This window comes from Actinoallomurus liliacearum (genome assembly GCF_039542035.1).
GTDB lineage: Bacteria > Actinomycetota > Actinomycetes > Streptosporangiales > Streptosporangiaceae > Actinoallomurus > Actinoallomurus liliacearum.
In genome coordinates this window covers 110,807-127,502 of sequence record NZ_BAABHJ010000002.1, presented here as the reverse complement: position 1 = coordinate 127,502, position 16,696 = coordinate 110,807, and the positions used below count along the sequence as shown (strand labels likewise).

The 16,696-nt window shown below is 72.4% G+C and carries 18 protein-coding genes; 8 read left to right on the top strand and 10 right to left on the bottom strand.

What is annotated here, in order from left to right; translation table 11 throughout:
- Positions 1 to 70: 70 nt before the first annotated feature.
- Positions 71 to 943 carry a sigma-70 family RNA polymerase sigma factor gene (locus ABD978_RS03050; RefSeq protein WP_345347860.1) on the bottom strand — a complete coding sequence of 291 codons (873 nt, stop codon included), beginning with the start codon at positions 941 to 943 and terminating at the stop codon, positions 71 to 73.
- A 138-nt stretch (positions 944 to 1,081) separates the two neighbouring features.
- Between ABD978_RS03050 and ABD978_RS03045 the strand changes: the two genes are divergently transcribed.
- A complete protein-coding gene (locus ABD978_RS03045) occupies positions 1,082 to 1,537 on the top strand; it encodes a carboxymuconolactone decarboxylase family protein (protein WP_345347857.1) in 456 nt (151 codons plus the stop codon).
- Positions 1,538 to 1,588: 51 nt separating this feature from the next.
- Here the strand turns inward: ABD978_RS03045 and ABD978_RS03040 are convergent, their stop codons facing one another.
- Complete coding sequence (locus ABD978_RS03040) at positions 1,589 to 2,497, bottom strand: LysR family transcriptional regulator (protein ID WP_345347854.1); 909 nt, start codon at positions 2,495 to 2,497, stop codon at positions 1,589 to 1,591.
- Between the two features lie 78 nt (positions 2,498 to 2,575).
- Between ABD978_RS03040 and ABD978_RS03035 the strand changes: the two genes are divergently transcribed.
- Entirely contained in the window at positions 2,576 to 3,289 is a 714-nt protein-coding gene (locus ABD978_RS03035; RefSeq protein WP_345347851.1) for an aspartate/glutamate racemase family protein, read from the top strand.
- 72 nt (positions 3,290 to 3,361) lie between these two features.
- On the opposite strand, the gene ABD978_RS03030 is transcribed toward ABD978_RS03035, so the two are convergent.
- From ABD978_RS03030 to ABD978_RS03015, 4 genes are all read right to left on the bottom strand, one after another.
- Complete coding sequence (locus ABD978_RS03030) at positions 3,362 to 4,660, bottom strand: alpha-amylase family protein (protein ID WP_345347848.1); 1,299 nt, start codon at positions 4,658 to 4,660, stop codon at positions 3,362 to 3,364.
- A gap of 11 nt (positions 4,661 to 4,671) precedes the next feature.
- Positions 4,672 to 5,154, bottom strand: coding sequence for a MarR family winged helix-turn-helix transcriptional regulator (locus ABD978_RS03025; RefSeq protein WP_345347845.1), 483 nt, complete (start codon positions 5,152 to 5,154; stop codon positions 4,672 to 4,674).
- A gap of 163 nt (positions 5,155 to 5,317) precedes the next feature.
- Entirely contained in the window at positions 5,318 to 6,055 is a 738-nt protein-coding gene (locus tag ABD978_RS03020) for an alpha/beta hydrolase (RefSeq protein ID WP_345347842.1), read from the bottom strand.
- A gap of 276 nt (positions 6,056 to 6,331) precedes the next feature.
- The gene (locus ABD978_RS03015; RefSeq protein ID WP_345347839.1) at positions 6,332 to 7,375 is read right to left on the bottom strand and encodes a methyltransferase domain-containing protein; all 1,044 of its coding nucleotides are present in this window, start codon (positions 7,373 to 7,375) and stop codon (positions 6,332 to 6,334) included.
- Between the two features lie 128 nt (positions 7,376 to 7,503).
- Between ABD978_RS03015 and uppS the strand changes: the two genes are divergently transcribed.
- Positions 7,504 to 8,280, top strand: a complete 777-nt coding sequence (gene uppS, locus ABD978_RS03010) for a polyprenyl diphosphate synthase (protein WP_345349551.1) — start codon at positions 7,504 to 7,506, stop codon at positions 8,278 to 8,280.
- 187 nt (positions 8,281 to 8,467) lie between these two features.
- Here the strand turns inward: uppS and ABD978_RS03005 are convergent, their stop codons facing one another.
- Positions 8,468 to 8,908 (bottom strand): YybH family protein, encoded by a 441-nt coding sequence (locus tag ABD978_RS03005; RefSeq protein ID WP_345349548.1) that lies wholly within the window; start codon positions 8,906 to 8,908, stop codon positions 8,468 to 8,470.
- A gap of 284 nt (positions 8,909 to 9,192) precedes the next feature.
- On the opposite strand from ABD978_RS03005, the gene ABD978_RS03000 reads away from it, so the two are divergent.
- Complete coding sequence (locus ABD978_RS03000) at positions 9,193 to 10,179, top strand: EamA family transporter (RefSeq protein ID WP_345347836.1); 987 nt, start codon at positions 9,193 to 9,195, stop codon at positions 10,177 to 10,179.
- A gap of 13 nt (positions 10,180 to 10,192) precedes the next feature.
- Here ABD978_RS03000 and ABD978_RS02995 read toward each other — a convergent pair whose 3' ends face one another.
- Positions 10,193 to 11,542 carry a PP2C family protein-serine/threonine phosphatase gene (locus ABD978_RS02995; RefSeq protein ID WP_345347833.1) on the bottom strand — a complete coding sequence of 450 codons (1,350 nt, stop codon included), beginning with the start codon at positions 11,540 to 11,542 and terminating at the stop codon, positions 10,193 to 10,195.
- Between the two features lie 252 nt (positions 11,543 to 11,794).
- On the opposite strand from ABD978_RS02995, the gene ABD978_RS02990 reads away from it, so the two are divergent.
- Both ABD978_RS02990 and ABD978_RS02985 read left to right on the top strand, forming a co-directional pair.
- Positions 11,795 to 12,415, top strand: a complete 621-nt coding sequence (locus tag ABD978_RS02990; RefSeq protein WP_345347830.1) for a YigZ family protein — start codon at positions 11,795 to 11,797, stop codon at positions 12,413 to 12,415.
- A 112-nt stretch (positions 12,416 to 12,527) separates the two neighbouring features.
- Complete coding sequence (locus ABD978_RS02985) at positions 12,528 to 12,899, top strand: VOC family protein (protein ID WP_345347827.1); 372 nt, start codon at positions 12,528 to 12,530, stop codon at positions 12,897 to 12,899.
- A 135-nt stretch (positions 12,900 to 13,034) separates the two neighbouring features.
- Here the strand turns inward: ABD978_RS02985 and ABD978_RS02980 are convergent, their stop codons facing one another.
- Together ABD978_RS02980 and ABD978_RS02975 are read right to left on the bottom strand one after the other, a co-directional pair.
- Positions 13,035 to 13,472: a pyridoxamine 5'-phosphate oxidase family protein gene (locus ABD978_RS02980; RefSeq protein WP_345347824.1), complete on the bottom strand. Its 438-nt coding sequence runs from the start codon at positions 13,470 to 13,472 to the stop codon at positions 13,035 to 13,037.
- Positions 13,462 to 14,121, bottom strand: a complete 660-nt coding sequence (locus ABD978_RS02975; RefSeq protein ID WP_345347821.1) for a response regulator — start codon at positions 14,119 to 14,121, stop codon at positions 13,462 to 13,464. Before ABD978_RS02975 ends, ABD978_RS02980 begins: the two co-directional genes overlap by 11 nt.
- A 299-nt stretch (positions 14,122 to 14,420) precedes the next feature.
- On the opposite strand from ABD978_RS02975, the gene ABD978_RS02970 reads away from it, so the two are divergent.
- Together ABD978_RS02970 and ABD978_RS02965 are read left to right on the top strand one after the other, a co-directional pair.
- Positions 14,421 to 15,236 (top strand): universal stress protein, encoded by an 816-nt coding sequence (locus ABD978_RS02970; protein WP_345347818.1) that lies wholly within the window; start codon positions 14,421 to 14,423, stop codon positions 15,234 to 15,236.
- A gap of 91 nt (positions 15,237 to 15,327) precedes the next feature.
- On the top strand, positions 15,328 to 16,578 hold the full coding sequence (locus tag ABD978_RS02965; RefSeq protein WP_345347815.1) for an MFS transporter: 1,251 nt from the start codon (positions 15,328 to 15,330) through the stop codon (positions 16,576 to 16,578).
- Positions 16,579 to 16,696: the final 118 nt, after the last annotated feature.

Genomic DNA, 16,696 nt, shown 5'->3' with positions numbered 1-16,696 from the left:
GCGCACCGCCTCCGGCCCTGGCCGTACGTCTCGGCCATCCGGGTGACGATCCCCCCGGGAAGCCGCACGGTCACGCGACCCACGACGGAACGACCTGGCCCAGCCGGGCCGGGTCGGTCAGTGCGCGGATCGCGGTGACGGCACCGTCCGCGACCGTGAAGGCCATGACGGTGACCGGCCGTCCGCGAACGGTGATGAGAACGCCCGGGACGCCGTCCACGAGCACCGGATGCCCCAGCGCGTCCGGGCGCGCGAACCGCGCCGCCTGCGCGGCGACCTCGTCCGCGCCGCGGACGACGACGGTCCCCTCGGGACCCTGGGCCCGCATCTCGACCCCGGGCGCGAGCACGCTCAACAGCGCTGCGACGTCGCCCCGGCCCGCCGCCGCGAGGAACGCGTCGACGACGTCCCGGGCCGCGGCGTTGGCGTCGGCCGTAGGTACGCCCGACCGCAGCCGTCCCCGGGCCCGGCTGGCGAGCATCTTGGCGGCCGCGGTGCTGCGGCCGAGGACGGCGGCGATCGCGTCGAACGGGACCGCGAAGATGTCATGGAGCACGAATGACACCCGTTCCGCCGGGGTGAGGGCGTCCATGACGACGTACAGCGCGAGGCCGACGGACTCGGCCAGCACGGCCTCCTCCTCGGGATCGATTCGAGAGTCGCCGATCGCCTCCCGCGGAAGTGCGCCGACGTGAAGTTCGAGGGGCTGCTCGCCCCGCGCCCCGCGCCTGCGAAGCGCGTCCAGGCAGATCCGGCTCGTCACCGTGGTGAGCCAGCCGCGCAGGTCCTGGATGCCGCCGCGGCCGGACCGCGCGAGCCGCAGCCACGCCTCTTGGACGGCGTCATCCGCATCAGCGTGCGAGCCGAGCATGCGGAACGCGATCGCGTGAAGATACGAGCGCTGTGTCTCGAACTCCGCGGCGAACTCTTCCTCTACGGTCACGGTTCTCCTTGGCGTACGGCGGTGTCACTACCAGGACGCATCGCGCGCCGGTGAGGTAACTCCCGGACCGGCGTTACCTTCCGCCGCGACCGGACGTCGTAGTGCCGTTCACCGATCCAAAGGCTCCCTGGAGGAGAGATGGCAGCACGCATCCAGAACGCGGCGAATCAACCCGATATCACGCCGGCCATCCAGCACCTTTTCAAGGAGGTGTACGCCGGCGGCGTACCGCGTCAGACGCTCGAGCTGGTGCATCTGCGCGCGAGCCAGATCAACGGCTGCAGCGCCTGTGTCGACGCCGGCGCCACGAGCGCGGCCAAGGCCGGTGTCAGCCCCGAGAAGCTGTTCACCCTCGCCGCCTGGTACGAGAACCCGCTCTTCGACGACGCCGAGCGGGCCGCGCTCGCGCTCACCGAGGCCGCGACCAGGCTCTCCGACCGGCCCGGCGCGGTCACCGACGAGATCTGGGCCGAGGCCGTGCGGCATTACGACCAGCGGCAGCTCGGTGCCCTGGTGCTCATGGTGGCGATCACCAACTTCTTCAATCGCATCAACACGACCTTCCGGGTGCCCGCCGGGACCACGTGGGACTGACCGTTCCGGCCATGGGCGGCGATCGGAACCCGATCGCCGCCCCGCTCGCGGTCAGCAGGGCTCAGCTGAAGCCTGGACGTCCTGGATGGCGCGTACGGCGCTGCGTATCGCGGGGATCTGCTCGGCCTCGCGGTGACGGATCAGATGCAGGGTGCGGGGCCGGAGCCGTGTCGCCGCGCGCACGGTGACACCGGGGTCCTGGAAGGCGTCGAGCGCGAGTTGCGGGAGCAGGCCGATGCCCAGCCCGCGAGCGATCAACGCCTGGGTGACCACGTAGTCGTCGGTCCCATGCCGGATGTCCGGGACGAAGCCGGCCTCCTGGCAGGTCTGCCGCAGGTTCGCGGTGCAGCGCGCACAGCCCGCGATCCACTGTTCCCCGGCGAGCAGCCGCAGGTTCACCGGCCGGTCCGGCGGCAGGGCGTGCGGATGGGAGCGCGGCAGGACCAGCCGTACGGCGTCCTCACCCAGCACCGTCCCGACAAGCCCGGGAGGATCGAGCGGTACCTCTCCGCCATGGGTGAACGTCACGGCCAGATCGACCTCCCCGGCGTTGATCAGGTCGAGGGCCTCGGGAGGTTCGGCCTCGCGGAGCCGTACGTCGATGCCGGGGTGCCGGCGGCTCAGCAGGCTCATGGCGGCCGGGACGACGGTGGCGCTGGCCGAGGGGAAGGCGGCCAGCCGGACGGAGCCCCGGCGCAGGTGGGTCAGGGCGTCCAGGTCGTCGGCGGCGGCCTGCAGCCGCGCGGCGATGGCGTCGGCGTGGCGCAGCAGCACTTCGCCCGCCTCGGTCAGCTGGACTCCGCGCGGGCGGCGGACCACGAGCGCCATGCCGGCCTGGCGCTCCAGTTGACGAAGGTGCTGGCTGACCGCCGGCTGGGTCCACCCGAGTGCGCGGGCGGCACCCGCGATCGACCCCGCGCGCGCGATCTGACGGAGGATGAGCAGGCGCTGGACGTCCATGGCTCAAAGTATTGCTTGGGTCTCGTCTAAGAAAGCCAGGTCTTCCTATGGTCCACCGCGTCACGCCACGATGGCCCGATGACGCGAACAATCGGCTTGATCGGCGGCATGAGCTGGGAGTCCTCCGCCGAGTACTACCGGCTCCTCAACGAGGAGGTCCGCCGCCGGCTGGGCGGCCACCACTGCGCGCCGAGCCTGCTGCTGACCCTGGACTTCGCCGAGATCGAGGCCATGCAGCGCGCCGGCGACTGGGAGAACGCCGGTCGGCGATTGGCCCAGGCGGCGCGGACTCTCGAGCAGGGCGGCGCGCGGATGATCCTGCTGTGCACCAACACCATGCACCGTGTCGCCGAGGCCATCGAGGCCGAGATCAGTGTGCCGTTCGTCCATATCGTCGACGCGACCGCGGCACGGATCACCGAAGCCGGCCACACGACCGTCGGACTGCTCGGCACGCGTTTCACCATGGAGATGGACTTCTACCGGTCCCGGATGCGCGAGCACGGCGTACGGGTCATCGTCCCCGGCGGATCCGACCGCACGCTGGTGCACGACGTCATCTACCAGGAGCTCACCCAGGGCCGCGTCGAGGACTCCTCACGCGACGCCTACCGCCGGATCATCGCCGGCCTCGCCGGGCAGGGCGCCGAGGCCGTCATCCTCGGCTGCACCGAGATCACCCTGCTCATCGGCGCCGATGACAGCCCGATCCCGATATTCGACTCCACCCGGATCCATGTCGAACACGCGGTGGATCTGGCCTTGGGCGACCGGTCACGCTGTTCACCGTGACCCGTTGATCGGCCGCCCGGGCAGGCCTGCGATTCTCCTCGGCCGCCATCCTGGGGATGACGCGCGGGGCGGTCAGCCGCCTGCGGTGGCGATCGCCCAGCCCGCCGCGGGCAGGCTCAACCGTCCTTCGTGAATGCGCCCGCCGCCCGCGGCGTGCGCCCAGCCGCCGGGCGGAAGGGGGAGCTCGACGGGCCGGTCGGCGGCGTTGAGGGCGACCGCCACGGCCTCGCCGTCGTGACCGGCGGTGTAGACGATCGCGGTGTTCGTCAGCGTCGCCACCTCGGTACGGGCGCGGACCAGCCACGGGTGCCGCCGCCGGAACCCGATGAGGTCCTGGTGGAGCCGGTAGTAGGAGCGGCCGTGCCCGGCCAGGCCCGCCGGGTCGTCGGGGAAGGCGGGCCGGATCGCGTCGTCGCCGCCCTCGCGGTCCTCCTTGACCCCCCGGAACGCCTGCTCGTCCCCGGAGTAGATCGCGGGGATCCCGCCGACCGTGCACAGGATCACCAGGGCGTGCTCCAGGTGACGCGGCTCGCTCAGCCGGCTGGCGATCCGGGTGACGTCGTGGTTGCCGACGAAGGTGTGGGGCGCGAAGGTCTCCAGCAGGGCGTTGTGCCGTTTCAGGGCCCAGGCCAGCTCGAAGAGGTTCCCGTCGTTGAGCGAGCTCCAGACCGCCTTCCACAGCTCGTACTGCGTGACCGAGTCCAGCCCGCCCTCGGTGACGTAGGAGGCGTAGTCGCCGTGGATGACCTCGCCCATCAGCCAGGCGTCGGGGAACCGCGCCCGGACCCGGTCGGTGACGGTGCGCCAGAACGGCGCCGGCACGGCGTAGGCGGCGTCCAGCCGCCAGCCGGACACGCCGCGCTCCAGCCAGTGCGTCATCACACGGCTGACGTAGTCGGCGACCTCGGGTTCGTCGTGGTTGAGCGCGACGAGCCGGTGGTGGCCCTCGAAGGTCGCGTAGTCGCCGTCGGGCGCAGGACGGAACCAGGAGGCGTACCGTGAGCGCGACCCGTGCGCGGCGGCGTCGGCGAAGGCGGGGAAATCCCGGCCGACGTGGTTGAACACCCCGTCCAGCAGCACCCGCACCCCGCGTTCGGACGCCTGCTCGATGAGCCGGAGCAGGTCCTCCTCGGTGCCCAGCCGCGGATCGACGCGGAAGTGGTCGACGGTGTCGTAGCCGTGGGTCTGGGAGGCGAACACCGGCCCGAGCGCCAGCCCGTTGCAGCCCAGGGCGATCAGGTAGTCCAGCCAGTTCGCCAGGCGGGACAGCCGGGGCACCGGCGGCGCGGACGGCGGCAGGGCCTGGCGTTCGGCGCCGGTGAACCCGAGCGGGTACACGTGCCACCAGACGGCGTGTTCGGACCAGTGCATGCGAGATCCCGTCAGTGCTCGGTGGGCCGGCCGCCCTGGCGGCCGGGGTGGGGGAGGTCGCCGGCGAGCCGGTCCATCAGCGTCCCGGCGAGCCGCAGGACCTGGCGTTCGGTGTCCGACAGCCCGGCCATCGCCGAGGCCAGCCACGCGTCGCGCTCGGCCATGTCACGGGCCAGCGCGGCGGTCCCCGCCGGGGTGATGGCCAGCACCGACTGCCGGCGATCGCGGTCGTCGCGCATCCGGGTGATCAGACCGGCCCGCTCCAGCTCGGCGAAGACCCGGGTGAGGGACTGCGGCTGCTGGTACTCGGCGGCGGCGAGCTCCCCGGCGGTGGCCGGACCGTGCTGGTGCAGATGGCTCAGGACGCCGAGCTTGTTGGCGCTGAGCGCGCCGGGCGCACGCGCCGCGCGCAGCCGCCGCCCGAGCCGGGTGACGCCCTGGCGCACCTGCGCGGCGCCCTCCAGGAGTTCGGGGTCCTCGTCCGCCTTGCCCACATTGCTACGCTATCACTTACGATTCTCGGCTGAGTGACCAGCTGTTAAGCCACTCCAATCCTCTGATCTCGTACGCATCTCGTAAGTCTGATGCTGGTCCGCCGCCGTCAGGCCGGTAGCGCCTACCGTCTGCTGCCGGCCTGACGGCGGGGATGGTCGGTGGCTACCTCAGATGCCGGGTGAGGAACCGGGCCGAGGCGTCCCCCTCGAACTGCGGGACGCCGGTGTGCCCGCCCATATTGGCGTGCAGCGTCTTCTCCTTGGAGCCGAAGGCGTCGAACAGGTCCAGGGCCGCCTGCCGGTCGTTTCCTTCGTCGTCCCACTGCAGCAGGACGTGCAGCGGAATGGTGACCTGCCGGGCCTCCTCGAACGTGGTGCGGGGCACGAAGCTCCCGGCGAACAGAATGGCGGCCGAGATGCGCGGCTCGACCACCGCCAGCCGGACGCCGATGGCGATCACTCCCCCCGAGTACCCGACCGGGCCGCCGATCTCGGGCAGCGAAAGGAGGGCGTCCAGGACCGCCTGCCATTCCGGGACCGCCTTTTCGACCAGCGGGAGGACGAGTCGGTCGACGATCTCGTCGTCGACCGACTCGCCGGCCTGCAGCGCCCGGCGCAGGTCGGCGCGGGCCTGCTCGGCGGCGGCCGAGCGGGGCCGGTCACCGCTCCCGGGGAGCTCGATGGTGGCCGCGGCGAAGCCGTCCTCCGCCGAGTGCCGGGCCCGGCCCACCAGCCGGGGGTACATCTTGCGCTGCCCGCCGGGGTGGCCGAGCAGGATCAGGGGTGCCGGCGCGGACGCGGAGGCGGAGGCGGGTGTCCAGAGGATGCCGGGGATCTCGCCGAGGGTGAATTCGCGTTCGAGGACGCCGTCGTCGAGGCGCTGCTCGGAGGTGAATCGCATGGTCGTGCCTTTCGGGAGTGCTCGTGAACGGCGCTCCCGGACGACCTATCGCCCGACCGCGACCCCGGAGAGGAGCACCCATGTCGATACTGCGTTCACGGGTACCACCTCCTCGTTCTCTGGCACGGCCTCCGGCAAAGTAGCAGTGGTCGCCGTGGTCCGCCAACGGGTTTTCGCGGTGGCTCCGTGGCCGGATGCCACGGAGCCGCTCGCCTGAAGGCCAAGGCCGTGTGGTCAGGGGCTTCGGAACACCACGCAGGGCTACTTGGGGGCGGGTCAGGTCGGTGCGGGCGCCTCCGCCGTAACGATGTAGAGCGTCACCGCAGCGAAGAATGGGCTCCGTGCGAGGTGGTCCAGCCACCCGTCGGCCTGCCGACGGGTGAGATAGCCGGCGGCCACGGCGCGCTCGGTGTTGCGTTGGAGACCGAGGACCTGGTCGGCGGCATGGACTTCGCGGAAGACCGAGGTGACCGGGACGACCGACGTGACGGCGAATCCCGCTTCCTCGGCCAGCCGAGGCAACTGCCGCCCGACGATGGCATTGCGCACGATCCGGTCGGTGATGTGGCGGGTGTACGCCCGGGCGACGTCCAGGTCCGGGTGGTCGACGGCGAGCGAGTCCCAGTCCGGTTCGGCCATGACGAGGCGGCCGCCAGGGCGCAGGACCCGCCGTGTCTCCGCCAGAACTCCGGGAACGTCGGCAACGTGCTGAAGCACGCGGTCGGTACGCACCCGATCCGCGGAGCATGGGGGAAGCGGAAGCGCGTGCACGTCGGCCATCAGCACATCAGCGTGTGGCAGGCCGGCGATTCGAGTCAACGCCTGACGGGTCATCTGAGGGTCGGAGTCGACCCCGAGAACCATCCCTGCGGGTGCCGCCGCGCGCGCCAGCGCACCGAGGTCGGTGCCCGGGCCGCAGCCCAGGTCCAGGACGAGGTGGCCCGGTCGGACGGCCAGCGCGTCAAGCACGGCCTGCTTGTAGGAGTGCGCGACATCGGTGGCGGCGAGCCGATCCTGGTAGGCCACCTTGTCGGGGACCACGGTCTCGAAGATGCGCCCCGCGACATGAGCGAGGGATTCGAGTTCGCCTTCGAGCACCTCACGGCCGGCAGAGGTCAGGCGCATCGGGCGCCGCCTGCCCTCTCCCTCCAGATACTCGATCAATCCCTTGCCGCGCAGCCGTGCGAGCGCGCTGGACAGACTGCCACGGCCGAGTCTCTCGCCGGTCATCCGCTCGATCGCGGTGTTGACGGCATAGCCGTGCAACGGACCGTCCGCCAACGCGGACAGGACGAGCATCTGGGCGTCGTTGGTACGCACTGGCACTCCCGGGCGGTGGGCGGTGGGCGGCGGGTTCCCCCAATGACACGCGACGCGTGCTATTACTTCGTAGTATGCACGCTGCGGCCGGCCGGCGGCTGCCGACCCCGACTCGAAAGGCTTCGATGTTGCGCGTCACCGACCCGCTCTACGCCCTGTACACCCGCCGACTTCGCCGGCAACTCCAGGACGGAGAGGCGCCCGGGCACATCGGGCTGATCATGGATGGCAACCGCCGCTGGGCGCGCCGGCGAGGCATCGGGAACCCGAGCCTCGGTCACAAGTACGGCGCCGAGCACGTGGAGAACGTGCTGTCCTGGTGCGAGGCACTCCAGATCAGGCATGTCACTGTGTTCGTCTGCTCCGCGGAGAATCTCCAACGGCGCGGTGACGCCGAGGTCGCCTTCCTGATGCAGGTGATCGAGGACGTCCTGACCCGGCACCTCGCCAGGCCGCTGCCGCGCTGGCAGGTACATATCGCCGGAGCGCTCGACACGCTGCCCGACACCACCGCCCGCGCCCTCAAAGAGGCGGTCGAGGCCACGCGAGAGTGCACCACGGGGGCGCATGTGACCCTCGCCGTCGGATACGGCGGCCGCCAGGAGCTCGTGGACGCCATGCGGGATCTGCTGTACGAGCAGGCGGAGACCGGCAGGTCGATGCGGGACGTCGCCGCCGACCTGACCGCGGACGACATCGCCCGCCACCTGTACACCGCCGGCCAGCCGGACCCCGATCTGGTCATCCGTACCAGCGGAGAGCAGCGCATGTCGAACTTCCTGCTGTGGCAGAGCGCTTACTCGGAGCTGTACTTCTGCGAGGCGTATTGGCCGGCGTTCCGTGAGGTCGACTTCTTGCGTGCCGTACGCGCGTATGCCGCCCGGCAGCGCCGCTATGGCGCCTGACGCCCCGGACCCGCGTGGCTCACACACCGGACGCGTACGTGTCGCCTTACGGCAGCTTCGGGAGTCCAGGGCCGTGATCGATGGCGGCCGGGGTGCGGAGCTCCACGGACCGGAGCGCCGCCGCGCCCCCGGCCTGCGAAACCAGGCCGGGGGCGCGGCGGGCGAGGTCACGGACTTCCGCGACGCCTCAGGGCTCGAGGTCCGTCACTCCCTTGCCGCTCGCGATATCGAACGGCACGGAGGCCTGGTCGTGCACGATCAACCAATTCCCGTCGATCTTCCGGAAGCAGAAAGTGCCCCGGACCCATATGCCGTTCGTCGCCGTCCCGTTCTTCAGCGTGCCGCTGAGCCGGCCGAAGAGGTGGCCGAAAGCCAGGTCATCGCCCACGGTGAGCGTCAGGTCGCGAACCTCATAATCCAGTTCCTGGAAGAACGTGAACGCGTTCGTCCAGTTCTTCAGTTTCGCGGCTATCCCCACATGCTGCAGCGGCGGCTCGACGTCGAAGGACACGACGTCCGTCGCGTAAAACCGCTTCAGGCCCTCGAGGTCCTTGGCCCGGATTCCTTCGACTATCTTGCTGATCTGCTGCTTGATCTCGGCTTCGTCTACCTCGCGCTGCGCGGGCATCGCCACCTGTCCCTTCCGTTCGGTGCGGAATCTTGTCTTTGCACCAGTACGACGGCACAGCACCATGGAATGTCAGGCCCGCGGCCGCCGTACGCCTCGGTTCCCCGGGCGACCGCCTGGTTCCACCGAGCCGCACCGGCCGGCCTCCTCAGCGGGTTTTCCGGTCGCCCGCCACATCGGCTCCGAGGCCCTGGATCCGCCTCTGGCATCATGGCCGCGAGTCCGCCGAAACGGACACGAATCGGGCGTGATCCGGCGAGCGCGCCCTCAGACCAGGAGGTCGCTTGCTGGAGGACACCGCGCGACGGCGTGGCGCGATGGAGCATACGGTCGGCCTGATCCTCGCCGCCACGGCCGCCGTCCTGTGGGGGGTGGGCGGTGTCGCGGCCCAGGAGCTGTTCCAGCGGCACGGCATCGACCCGCGCTGGCTGGTCGCCGTGCGCATGACGGGAGCCGGGCTGCTGCTGCTGGCGGTCTTCCGCCCGGCCTGGCCGGGCCGCCAGACCCTGCGGCTTCTCGTCCTGGGCATCGTGGGAATGGCCGCGACCCAGTACACGTGGTTCGCGGCCATCGCGCACTCCGACGTCGCGACGGCCACGTTCCTGCAGTACAACGCCATCGCCATCACGGCCGGGTGGCAGATGCTGCGCGGTGAGATCCGTCCGACGCCCCGGCGGCTGGCGGCGCTGGCGGCCGCGGTGGTGGGCGTGGCCCTGCTCGTACTGGGTCAGCGCGGCGGCCTCGCCGCCCTGCGGGTCAGTCCCCTCGGCGTCGTGTTCGGCCTGGCGTCCGCCGTCGCCTTCGCGTACTACATGCTCGCCTCGGCGCGCATGGTCCGGGTCATCGGCTCCGGAGCGACCACGGCGTGGGCGCTGAGCTTCGCGAGCGTGCCCATGCTCGTGTGGACTCCGCCCTGGCAGGTCCATCCGGTCGGAGACGCGGTCACCGTGACCGCCCTGACGGGGATCGTGGTCGTGGTGTCCACGGCGCTCGCCTTCAGCCTGTCCGTCGCCGGGCTGCGCCGCGTCACGGCCACCGAATCGGCCATCGTCAGCACGATCGAACCGGCCGTCGCCGGCCTGGCCGGGGCCCTGTTCCTCGGCGTACGGCTGCTGGCCCCGCAGTACCTCGGCGCCGCCCTGATCCTGGTCGCCGTGCTGCTGCTGACCGCCGCCGACCGGCCCGAGACGGCCGTCCCGCCGCCGCGCCGACCGGAGGACGACGCCGCCGCCCGCACCGGTTCCCGCCCCGTTCCGGACTCAGGACGGTGAGCGTCCCGATCGGTCAGGCGGGGATGCTGAGGGCGACCATGGCGATGTCGTCGTCGGCGGGATCGTCGAACGTGTCGACCAGGCCCCGCAAACGGTCCATCAGGGCCGGCGCGGCGAGCCCGCCGCAGTCGGCCAGGAACGCGTGCAGCCCGTCCTCACCGAACCGGGTGCCGCCGCGGTGGGCGTCGATCAGCCCGTCGGTGTGCAGCAGCAGCGTGTCACCGGCGGCCAGTTCCACGTGGACGTTGTCGAACGCCGCGCCCTCGAGGCAGCCGATGATGGGCCCGCGCAGTTCCCGGCTCTCCAGCCGGCCGTCGGCGCGCAGCAGGATCAGCGGGGGATGCCCGCCCGCGGCGAGCGTGATGATCGCCCCGTCGGGGCCGGGACGCACGATCGCCGCCGCGGCGGTGCAGAACCACATCTCCGCGCCGCCGGGCCCGTACACGGCCTGGTCCAGTTTGATCGCCGCGTCCAGGCCCGTCAGCATCCGCGCGGGATTGGGGCGGGTGATCGCCTCGGTCCGCAGCGTGTAGCGGACCAGGGAGGTACGGCCGGCCGCCTGGGCGCCCTTGCCGACGACGTCGCCGATGAACAGGCCCCACCGCCGGCCGTGCTCGTCGAGCGGGAACAGGTCGTAGAAGTCCCCGCCGATCGGCTCGATCGCCGGCTGGTAGTGCGCGGCGATCTCACAGTGCGGCAGCTCGGGCAGGCCCGGGGGCAGCAGCGACCGCTGCAGGGCGTCGGCCAGGGCCGCCAGCTGGGTCTTCTCCCGCTCGGCGGTCTCGTGCACGGCGCGTTCGAGGGCGGCGGCGCGCAGCGCCGACAGCCGCAGCTCCAGGTGCTCCATGGCCAGGGCCGCCAGGTCGGCGAGCACGGTCAGCTTCTCCGAGGTGACCTCGCGCGGCCGAGGGCCCATGACGTTCACCGTTCCCAGGCGGTGCCCGTCGGCGGTCGTGATGGGCGCGGCCGCGTAGAACCGCACCCCGGGCTCGCCCGCCACCAGGGGGTGCCCTGCGGCGTGCCGGTCCCGCGCGGTGTCGGCGACGGCGTACGGCCCGGGCCGGGAAACCGCCTCGGCGCACAGGCCCGGCTCGCGGCTCACCTGCGCGACGCCCGGCAGCCCGGACGACGCGACGAACCACACCCGGTCCTCGTCGACGATCGTCACGTTCCCGATCGGCGCGTCCAGGACCCTGGCCGCCAGCGCGGCGACGCGATCCAGCACCGCGTCCGGCGGGGAGTCGAGGATCTGGTAGCGGCGGACGGCCGCGAGCCGCCCGCGTTCGCCGGTGTCCATGCCCACCGGAGCCTCAGCGACCGGGATCGGCGGCAGGGACCCGTCCGGGACCTCGAACGATTCCATCAGCCGCGCTCCCTGTGCCGCCCGCCCGTGGGCATGATCAAAGCGTGATCATCTCACATGTCCCGGCACCGCCCGTCCGGGCCGGCCGTTCCACTATGCCCGACGCGAATCACCACATCAGACACCGTGCGGGACACGATGGGGTTGCGGTCCGGCCCCGCCGAGCGGCCCGGCACCATTCGTCACTGTCGGTGACCAGTGCGGGCGGCGGTGCGGACGTCGCGCCGGGCGCGCCCTACGGTGGGAGGCGACATGCGCACCATCAAGCACTCCGGTGTCCACGAGCTGGAGATCCGCCGGTCCCGGTTCATCTGCGCCCTGGCCCGCGTCCTCACCGAGGAGGAGGCGCAGGCGTTCATCGCCGCGCGCCGCCGCGCCCACCGGGACGCGACCCACAACTGCACCGCCTACGTCCTGGGCGAGCACGGGGAGATCACCCGCAACAGCGACGACGGGGAGCCGGCCGGGACCGCCGGCCTGCCCATGCTGGAGGTCCTGGGCCGCCGGGGCCTGACCGGCGTGGCCGCGGTGGTCACCCGGTACTTCGGCGGCGTCAAGCTCGGCGCGGGCGGCCTGGTCCGCGCCTACGGGCAGGCGGTCGCCGAGACGATCGACGCGGTGGGCGTGGTCGAGCGGCGTCCCGTCGTGACCGTCACCGTCACCGTCGGCCACGACCGGGCCGGCCGGCTCCAGCGGGACCTGCACGCCACCCCCTACCCGCCGGTCGGCGCCCGCTACGGCCCGAGCGCCGAGATCGACGTCGCGGTGCCGGAAGAGGAGCTCACGGCGTTCGACGCCTGGGTCGCGGCCGCCACCGGCGGGCAGGCCGCCGTACGGCGCGGCGCCCGCGCCCTCGTCGACGTCGAGATCTGACGCCTCACCGGAAACCGCTCGAGGCGATGACGGTCCGCCGAAGATCCTGCCAGGAGATGTCAGGTATCGCCGGAATGATCGACCCGTCACCAACGAAAGGAAGGGCGGCGTCATGACCGCGATCGCCTCTTTGGCCATGTTCAACCTTGACTGCGCCGACCCCGGCGCGCTCGCCGAGTTCTACCACGAGGTCCTCGGCATGCCGATCACCCATCGCGAAGGCGACTACGCGATGATCGGCGACGGCGTGACCAACATCGGCTTCGGGCGCGTCGAGGGCTACCGGCCGCCGAACTGGCCCGACGAGGACGCTTCCAAGCGCTACCACCTCGACCTGTACGCCGACGACCTGGAGGAGGCCGAGGCGCGCTGCGTGAAGCTGGGCGCCTCCCGCCCGGACTTCCAGCCGGGAGGCGAACGCTGGCGGGTGCTGCTGGACCCGGCCGGTCACCCCTTCTGCGTCTGCCCGCGCCCGGCCTCCTGACGACCACTCGATGCGCGGCAGGCCGGGCGGGGACCCGGGGGCCCGTCCGGCGCGCGAATCGCGCGCCGGACGGCCCGGGTCGGGCGGGGCCGGCGGAAGCACTCGGGCCCGGGTTCGCGGGGGAGGGGAGCGGTCTCAGGCCGCCGAGCCGCCGCGCGCCGGAATCCGCCGCCCCGACACCAGCTCAGGAGTGATCGCGATGTAGTCGCCGCGTTCGCCGGGCACCCACACCGGCAACGGCAGGCCGCGCAACCGCTGCAGCTCACCGGCCTCGGACACGACACGGGCCTGCCCGGTCACCACCACCGACCAGCCGGTCCCGGCCCGCGGATCGAACTCATCGGCCTCGAACGCGACGACCGCGCCACGGGCCGCCGCCGCCAGCTTCGACCCCGCCGTGGTGCGGATGACGATGTCCCCGCCGCTCAGCACGAAGTTCACCGGCTGCACCGCCGGCAACGCCCGGTCGGTGAACACGATCCGGCCGATCTGGGCCGCGCCGAGCAGCGCGAGGCACTCCTGCCGGCCCAGGACCTCCAGGCCGCCGGCGTCCAGCACACCGTCACTCGGCACGGGACTCGCGGCCCTCGGCCGCCTTCAGCTGCGCCACGAACGCGGCCGCCTGCGTACGCCGGCGCATGTCCAGCTTGGCGAACAGGTTCGACACGTAGTTCTTCACCGTCTTCTCCGCCAGGAACAGGCGCTCGCCGATCTGCCGGTTCGTCAGGCCCTCACCGATCAGCTCGAGGATCTGACGTTCCTGCGCCGACAGGGCCGCCAGCGGATCCTTGCGGGTCTGCCGCTCCCGCAGCCGCGCCAGCATCTGCGCGGTGCTGCGCGGATCCAGCAGCGACTGTCCGGACGCCACCGTACGGACCGCGCTGACCAGGTCCGATCCGTGGATCTGCTTGAGCACGTATCCGGCGGCCCCGGCCATCACCGCGTCGAACAAGGCCTCCTCGTCGGAGAAGGACGTCAGCATCAGGCACGCCACCTCCGGCATCCGCGACCGGACCTCCCGGCACACGCTGACACCGTCGCCGTCGGGCAGCCGCACGTCCAGCACGGCCACGTCCGGGCGGGCCGCCGGGATCCGGGCCAGCGCCTGCTCCGCGCTGCCGGCCTCACCGACGATCTCGATGTCGGACTCGGAGGACAGCAGGGCCGCCACCCCGCGCCGGACGACTTCATGGTCGTCCAGCAAGAACACCCGGACGGTCATATCCGCCTCGCTTCCTGATCCGATGCGACGCACCACCGTAGACCTGGACTCGATCCGGGCGACAGGGCGGCACGCCCCGCAAATCAGGGACCAACGACCCTGTCGAGCGACCGGCTCCGCCGGTCCTGGAGACGGCATTCCCCGATATTCCCGATATTCCCGCCCTGGCGCCGGCCGCCTGCGAGGCACCGCCACCGGCCGCATCCGAGAAGGGGCCGTCGGCCGCCGTTCCAGGCCGTTGGTCCCTGCCCTGCCCGGCCCCGCCGTTGATGAGCTGGAGACGACCAGAGGAGGTCCACATGCACGACCAGCCCGGCCCCGTCACCGTCGGCGTCGACGGCTCCGACGAGAGCCTCACCGCCGTCGAATGGGCCGCGGACGAGGCACGCCTGCGCCACGCACCGCTGCGCATCGTCCACGTCTTCACCCTGCCGATGCTGTACGCGCCCCTGGGCCCGCCCCTGCTCGGCTCGGAACTGGACTCTCTGCGCGAGACGTCCGACCAGATCGCCCGCACCGCCGAGCGCCGCGCGCAGTCCCGCGCGCCCGAGCTGCCCGTCGAGACCACCGTCCTCGACGGCGCACCCATCCCCGTCCTGCTCCAGCAGGCCGCCCACGCCTCACTGATGGTGGTCGCCTCCCGAGGGATCGGCGCCGTCGGCAGACTGCTCGTCGGCTCCACCGGCGTCGAACTCGCCGCCCGCGCCCCCTGCCCCGTGGTCGTCGTACGCGGCCGCCCGCACAAGGCGCAGCGGATCGTCGTCGGCGTCGACGGCTCCGACCCCTCCCTGACCGCCCTCGCCTACGCGTTCGACGAGGCGGCCCTCCGCGGCGCCGAACTGACCGCCGTCCACGCCGTCGAGGACGCGACCGCCACCGCCGACCCCGCCCTGACCGAGGCGATCGAACGGCACGGCCGGCGCTTCCCGGACGTGCCCGTCGACCTCGTCACCGTGCCCGCCCATCCCGCCGAGGCCCTGATCAACGCCTCCGCGGCCGCGGACCTGCTCATCGTCGGCTCCCGCGGCAGAGGCGGCTTCCGCGGCCTGCTGCTCGGCTCGGTCAGCCAGGCCGTCCTGCACCACGCCGACTGCCCCGTCGCCGTACGCCGCTGACCGCTCCCTCCGAAAGGAGCCGGGGACGCCCGGCGCCGCCCGGGGCGGTCCGCCGCGGATCGGCTTACGGGCAACGGCGCGCTTCGGTACGGTGATCGTCCGCGACGCGCACCGACACGGGCCGAAGGAGTACGTCATTACCTCGCCACGCAGCCTGGTGGTCTCGGCGTTCACGGCTTTCGCCGCCTTCGGCGCGTTCTGGGGAGTGTGGGGCGCCTCGGTGCCCCGGGTCCAGGACCAGGCCGACGTCACCGACGGCGAACTCGGCTTCGCCCTGCTGTTCGTCGGCGCCGGTGCGCTGCCGGCGATGATGCTGGTCGGCCGGGTGCTCGACCGGTGGGGGCTGAGGGTCTCGGCCGCCGTCATCGCCCTGCTCGGCCTCGTCGGCGCCGGCCTGGCCCTGACCGCGGTGGACCTGCCGGCCCTGTGCGCCGGCCTCGCCGTCGCCGGTGCCTCCAGCGGCGCCGCGGACGTGGCCATGAACGCGGTCGCCGGGCGGGCCGAGAAGCTCGCCGGACGGCCCGTCATCACCCGCGCCCACGGCACGTTCTCCGCCCTGGTCGTCCTCACCAGCCTGGGCACCGGCGCCGCCTCCGCCGCGGGCCTGCCGCTGGCCGTCCCCTTCGCCGTGGTGGCCGCCCTGTCCGTCGCCGCCGGCGCGGCCCTGTTCACAACCCTTCCCCCGGGCGCCACCGGCCAGGACGAGGAGGAGGCCGCCCCGGCGCGGCTCGCCCCGGTCACCCGGTCCCGGCTCCTTCCCCTCCTGCTCGTCGGGGTGCTGGGCACGCTCGCCTTCGCCAGCGAGAACGCCCACCAGAGCTGGAGCGCGGTCTTCGCCCAGGACGAGCTGCACGCCGGGGCGTGGCTCACCACCGTCGCCCCCGCCGTGTTCGCCGGGACCGTCGCGATCACACGGTTCTGCCTCGGCGGGCTCAACGACGCCCACGCCCGGCCGGTCCTGCTCGGCGGCGCCGCCACCGCCGCGTTGGGAGCGCTGGTCATCTCCGTCTCCCCGAACCTGCTCCTGGCCGCCGTGGGACTCATCCTGGGCGGCGCGGGAACCGCCGTGCTGTTCCCCACCCTCCTGGGCGTGGTGTCACGCAATGTCGAGGAGGCCTACCGGGGCCGCGCGACCTCGATCGTCGGCACCGTGTCCTACATGGGCTTCCTCCTCGGCCCGGTCTACGTCGGCGTGTGGGCCGACGCCACCGGCCTGCGCGGCGCCATGGTCGCGGTCGCGGCCCTGGCCGCCGCCCTGGTCGCGCTGACCCCGCCGCTGCTGCGCCTGAGCGGGTTCACCGCCCCGTCGGCGCGCCCGGCGCCCGAGCGCGCCGACGCCTGATCCCGGCGTTACCACCGCAGGCAAGTCCGCGAGGCGCTGGGATTCCGGGAGTCGACAGTGAGCACGGACTGGGCACGGCTGCGTTGGGGCCGGCGAGTGAGGCTGCGCTGCCACGACG

Coding starts and splice junctions, on each gene's coding strand:
- ABD978_RS03045 (WP_345347857.1), top strand. CDS start 1,082: ATGGCAGCACGCATCCAGAACGCGGCGAATCAACCCGATATCACGCCG.
- ABD978_RS03040 (WP_345347854.1), bottom strand. CDS start 2,497: ATGGACGTCCAGCGCCTGCTCATCCTCCGTCAGATCGCGCGCGCGGGG.
- ABD978_RS03035 (WP_345347851.1), top strand. CDS start 2,576: ATGACGCGAACAATCGGCTTGATCGGCGGCATGAGCTGGGAGTCCTCC.
- ABD978_RS03030 (WP_345347848.1), bottom strand. CDS start 4,660: ATGCACTGGTCCGAACACGCCGTCTGGTGGCACGTGTACCCGCTCGGG.
- ABD978_RS03020 (WP_345347842.1), bottom strand. CDS start 6,055: ATGCGATTCACCTCCGAGCAGCGCCTCGACGACGGCGTCCTCGAACGC.
- ABD978_RS03005 (WP_345349548.1), bottom strand. CDS start 8,908: ATGCCCGCGCAGCGCGAGGTAGACGAAGCCGAGATCAAGCAGCAGATC.
- ABD978_RS02995 (WP_345347833.1), bottom strand. CDS start 11,542: ATGGAATCGTTCGAGGTCCCGGACGGGTCCCTGCCGCCGATCCCGGTC.
- ABD978_RS02990 (WP_345347830.1), top strand. CDS start 11,795: ATGCGCACCATCAAGCACTCCGGTGTCCACGAGCTGGAGATCCGCCGG.
- ABD978_RS02985 (WP_345347827.1), top strand. CDS start 12,528: ATGACCGCGATCGCCTCTTTGGCCATGTTCAACCTTGACTGCGCCGAC.
- ABD978_RS02975 (WP_345347821.1), bottom strand. CDS start 14,121: ATGACCGTCCGGGTGTTCTTGCTGGACGACCATGAAGTCGTCCGGCGC.
- ABD978_RS02970 (WP_345347818.1), top strand. CDS start 14,421: ATGCACGACCAGCCCGGCCCCGTCACCGTCGGCGTCGACGGCTCCGAC.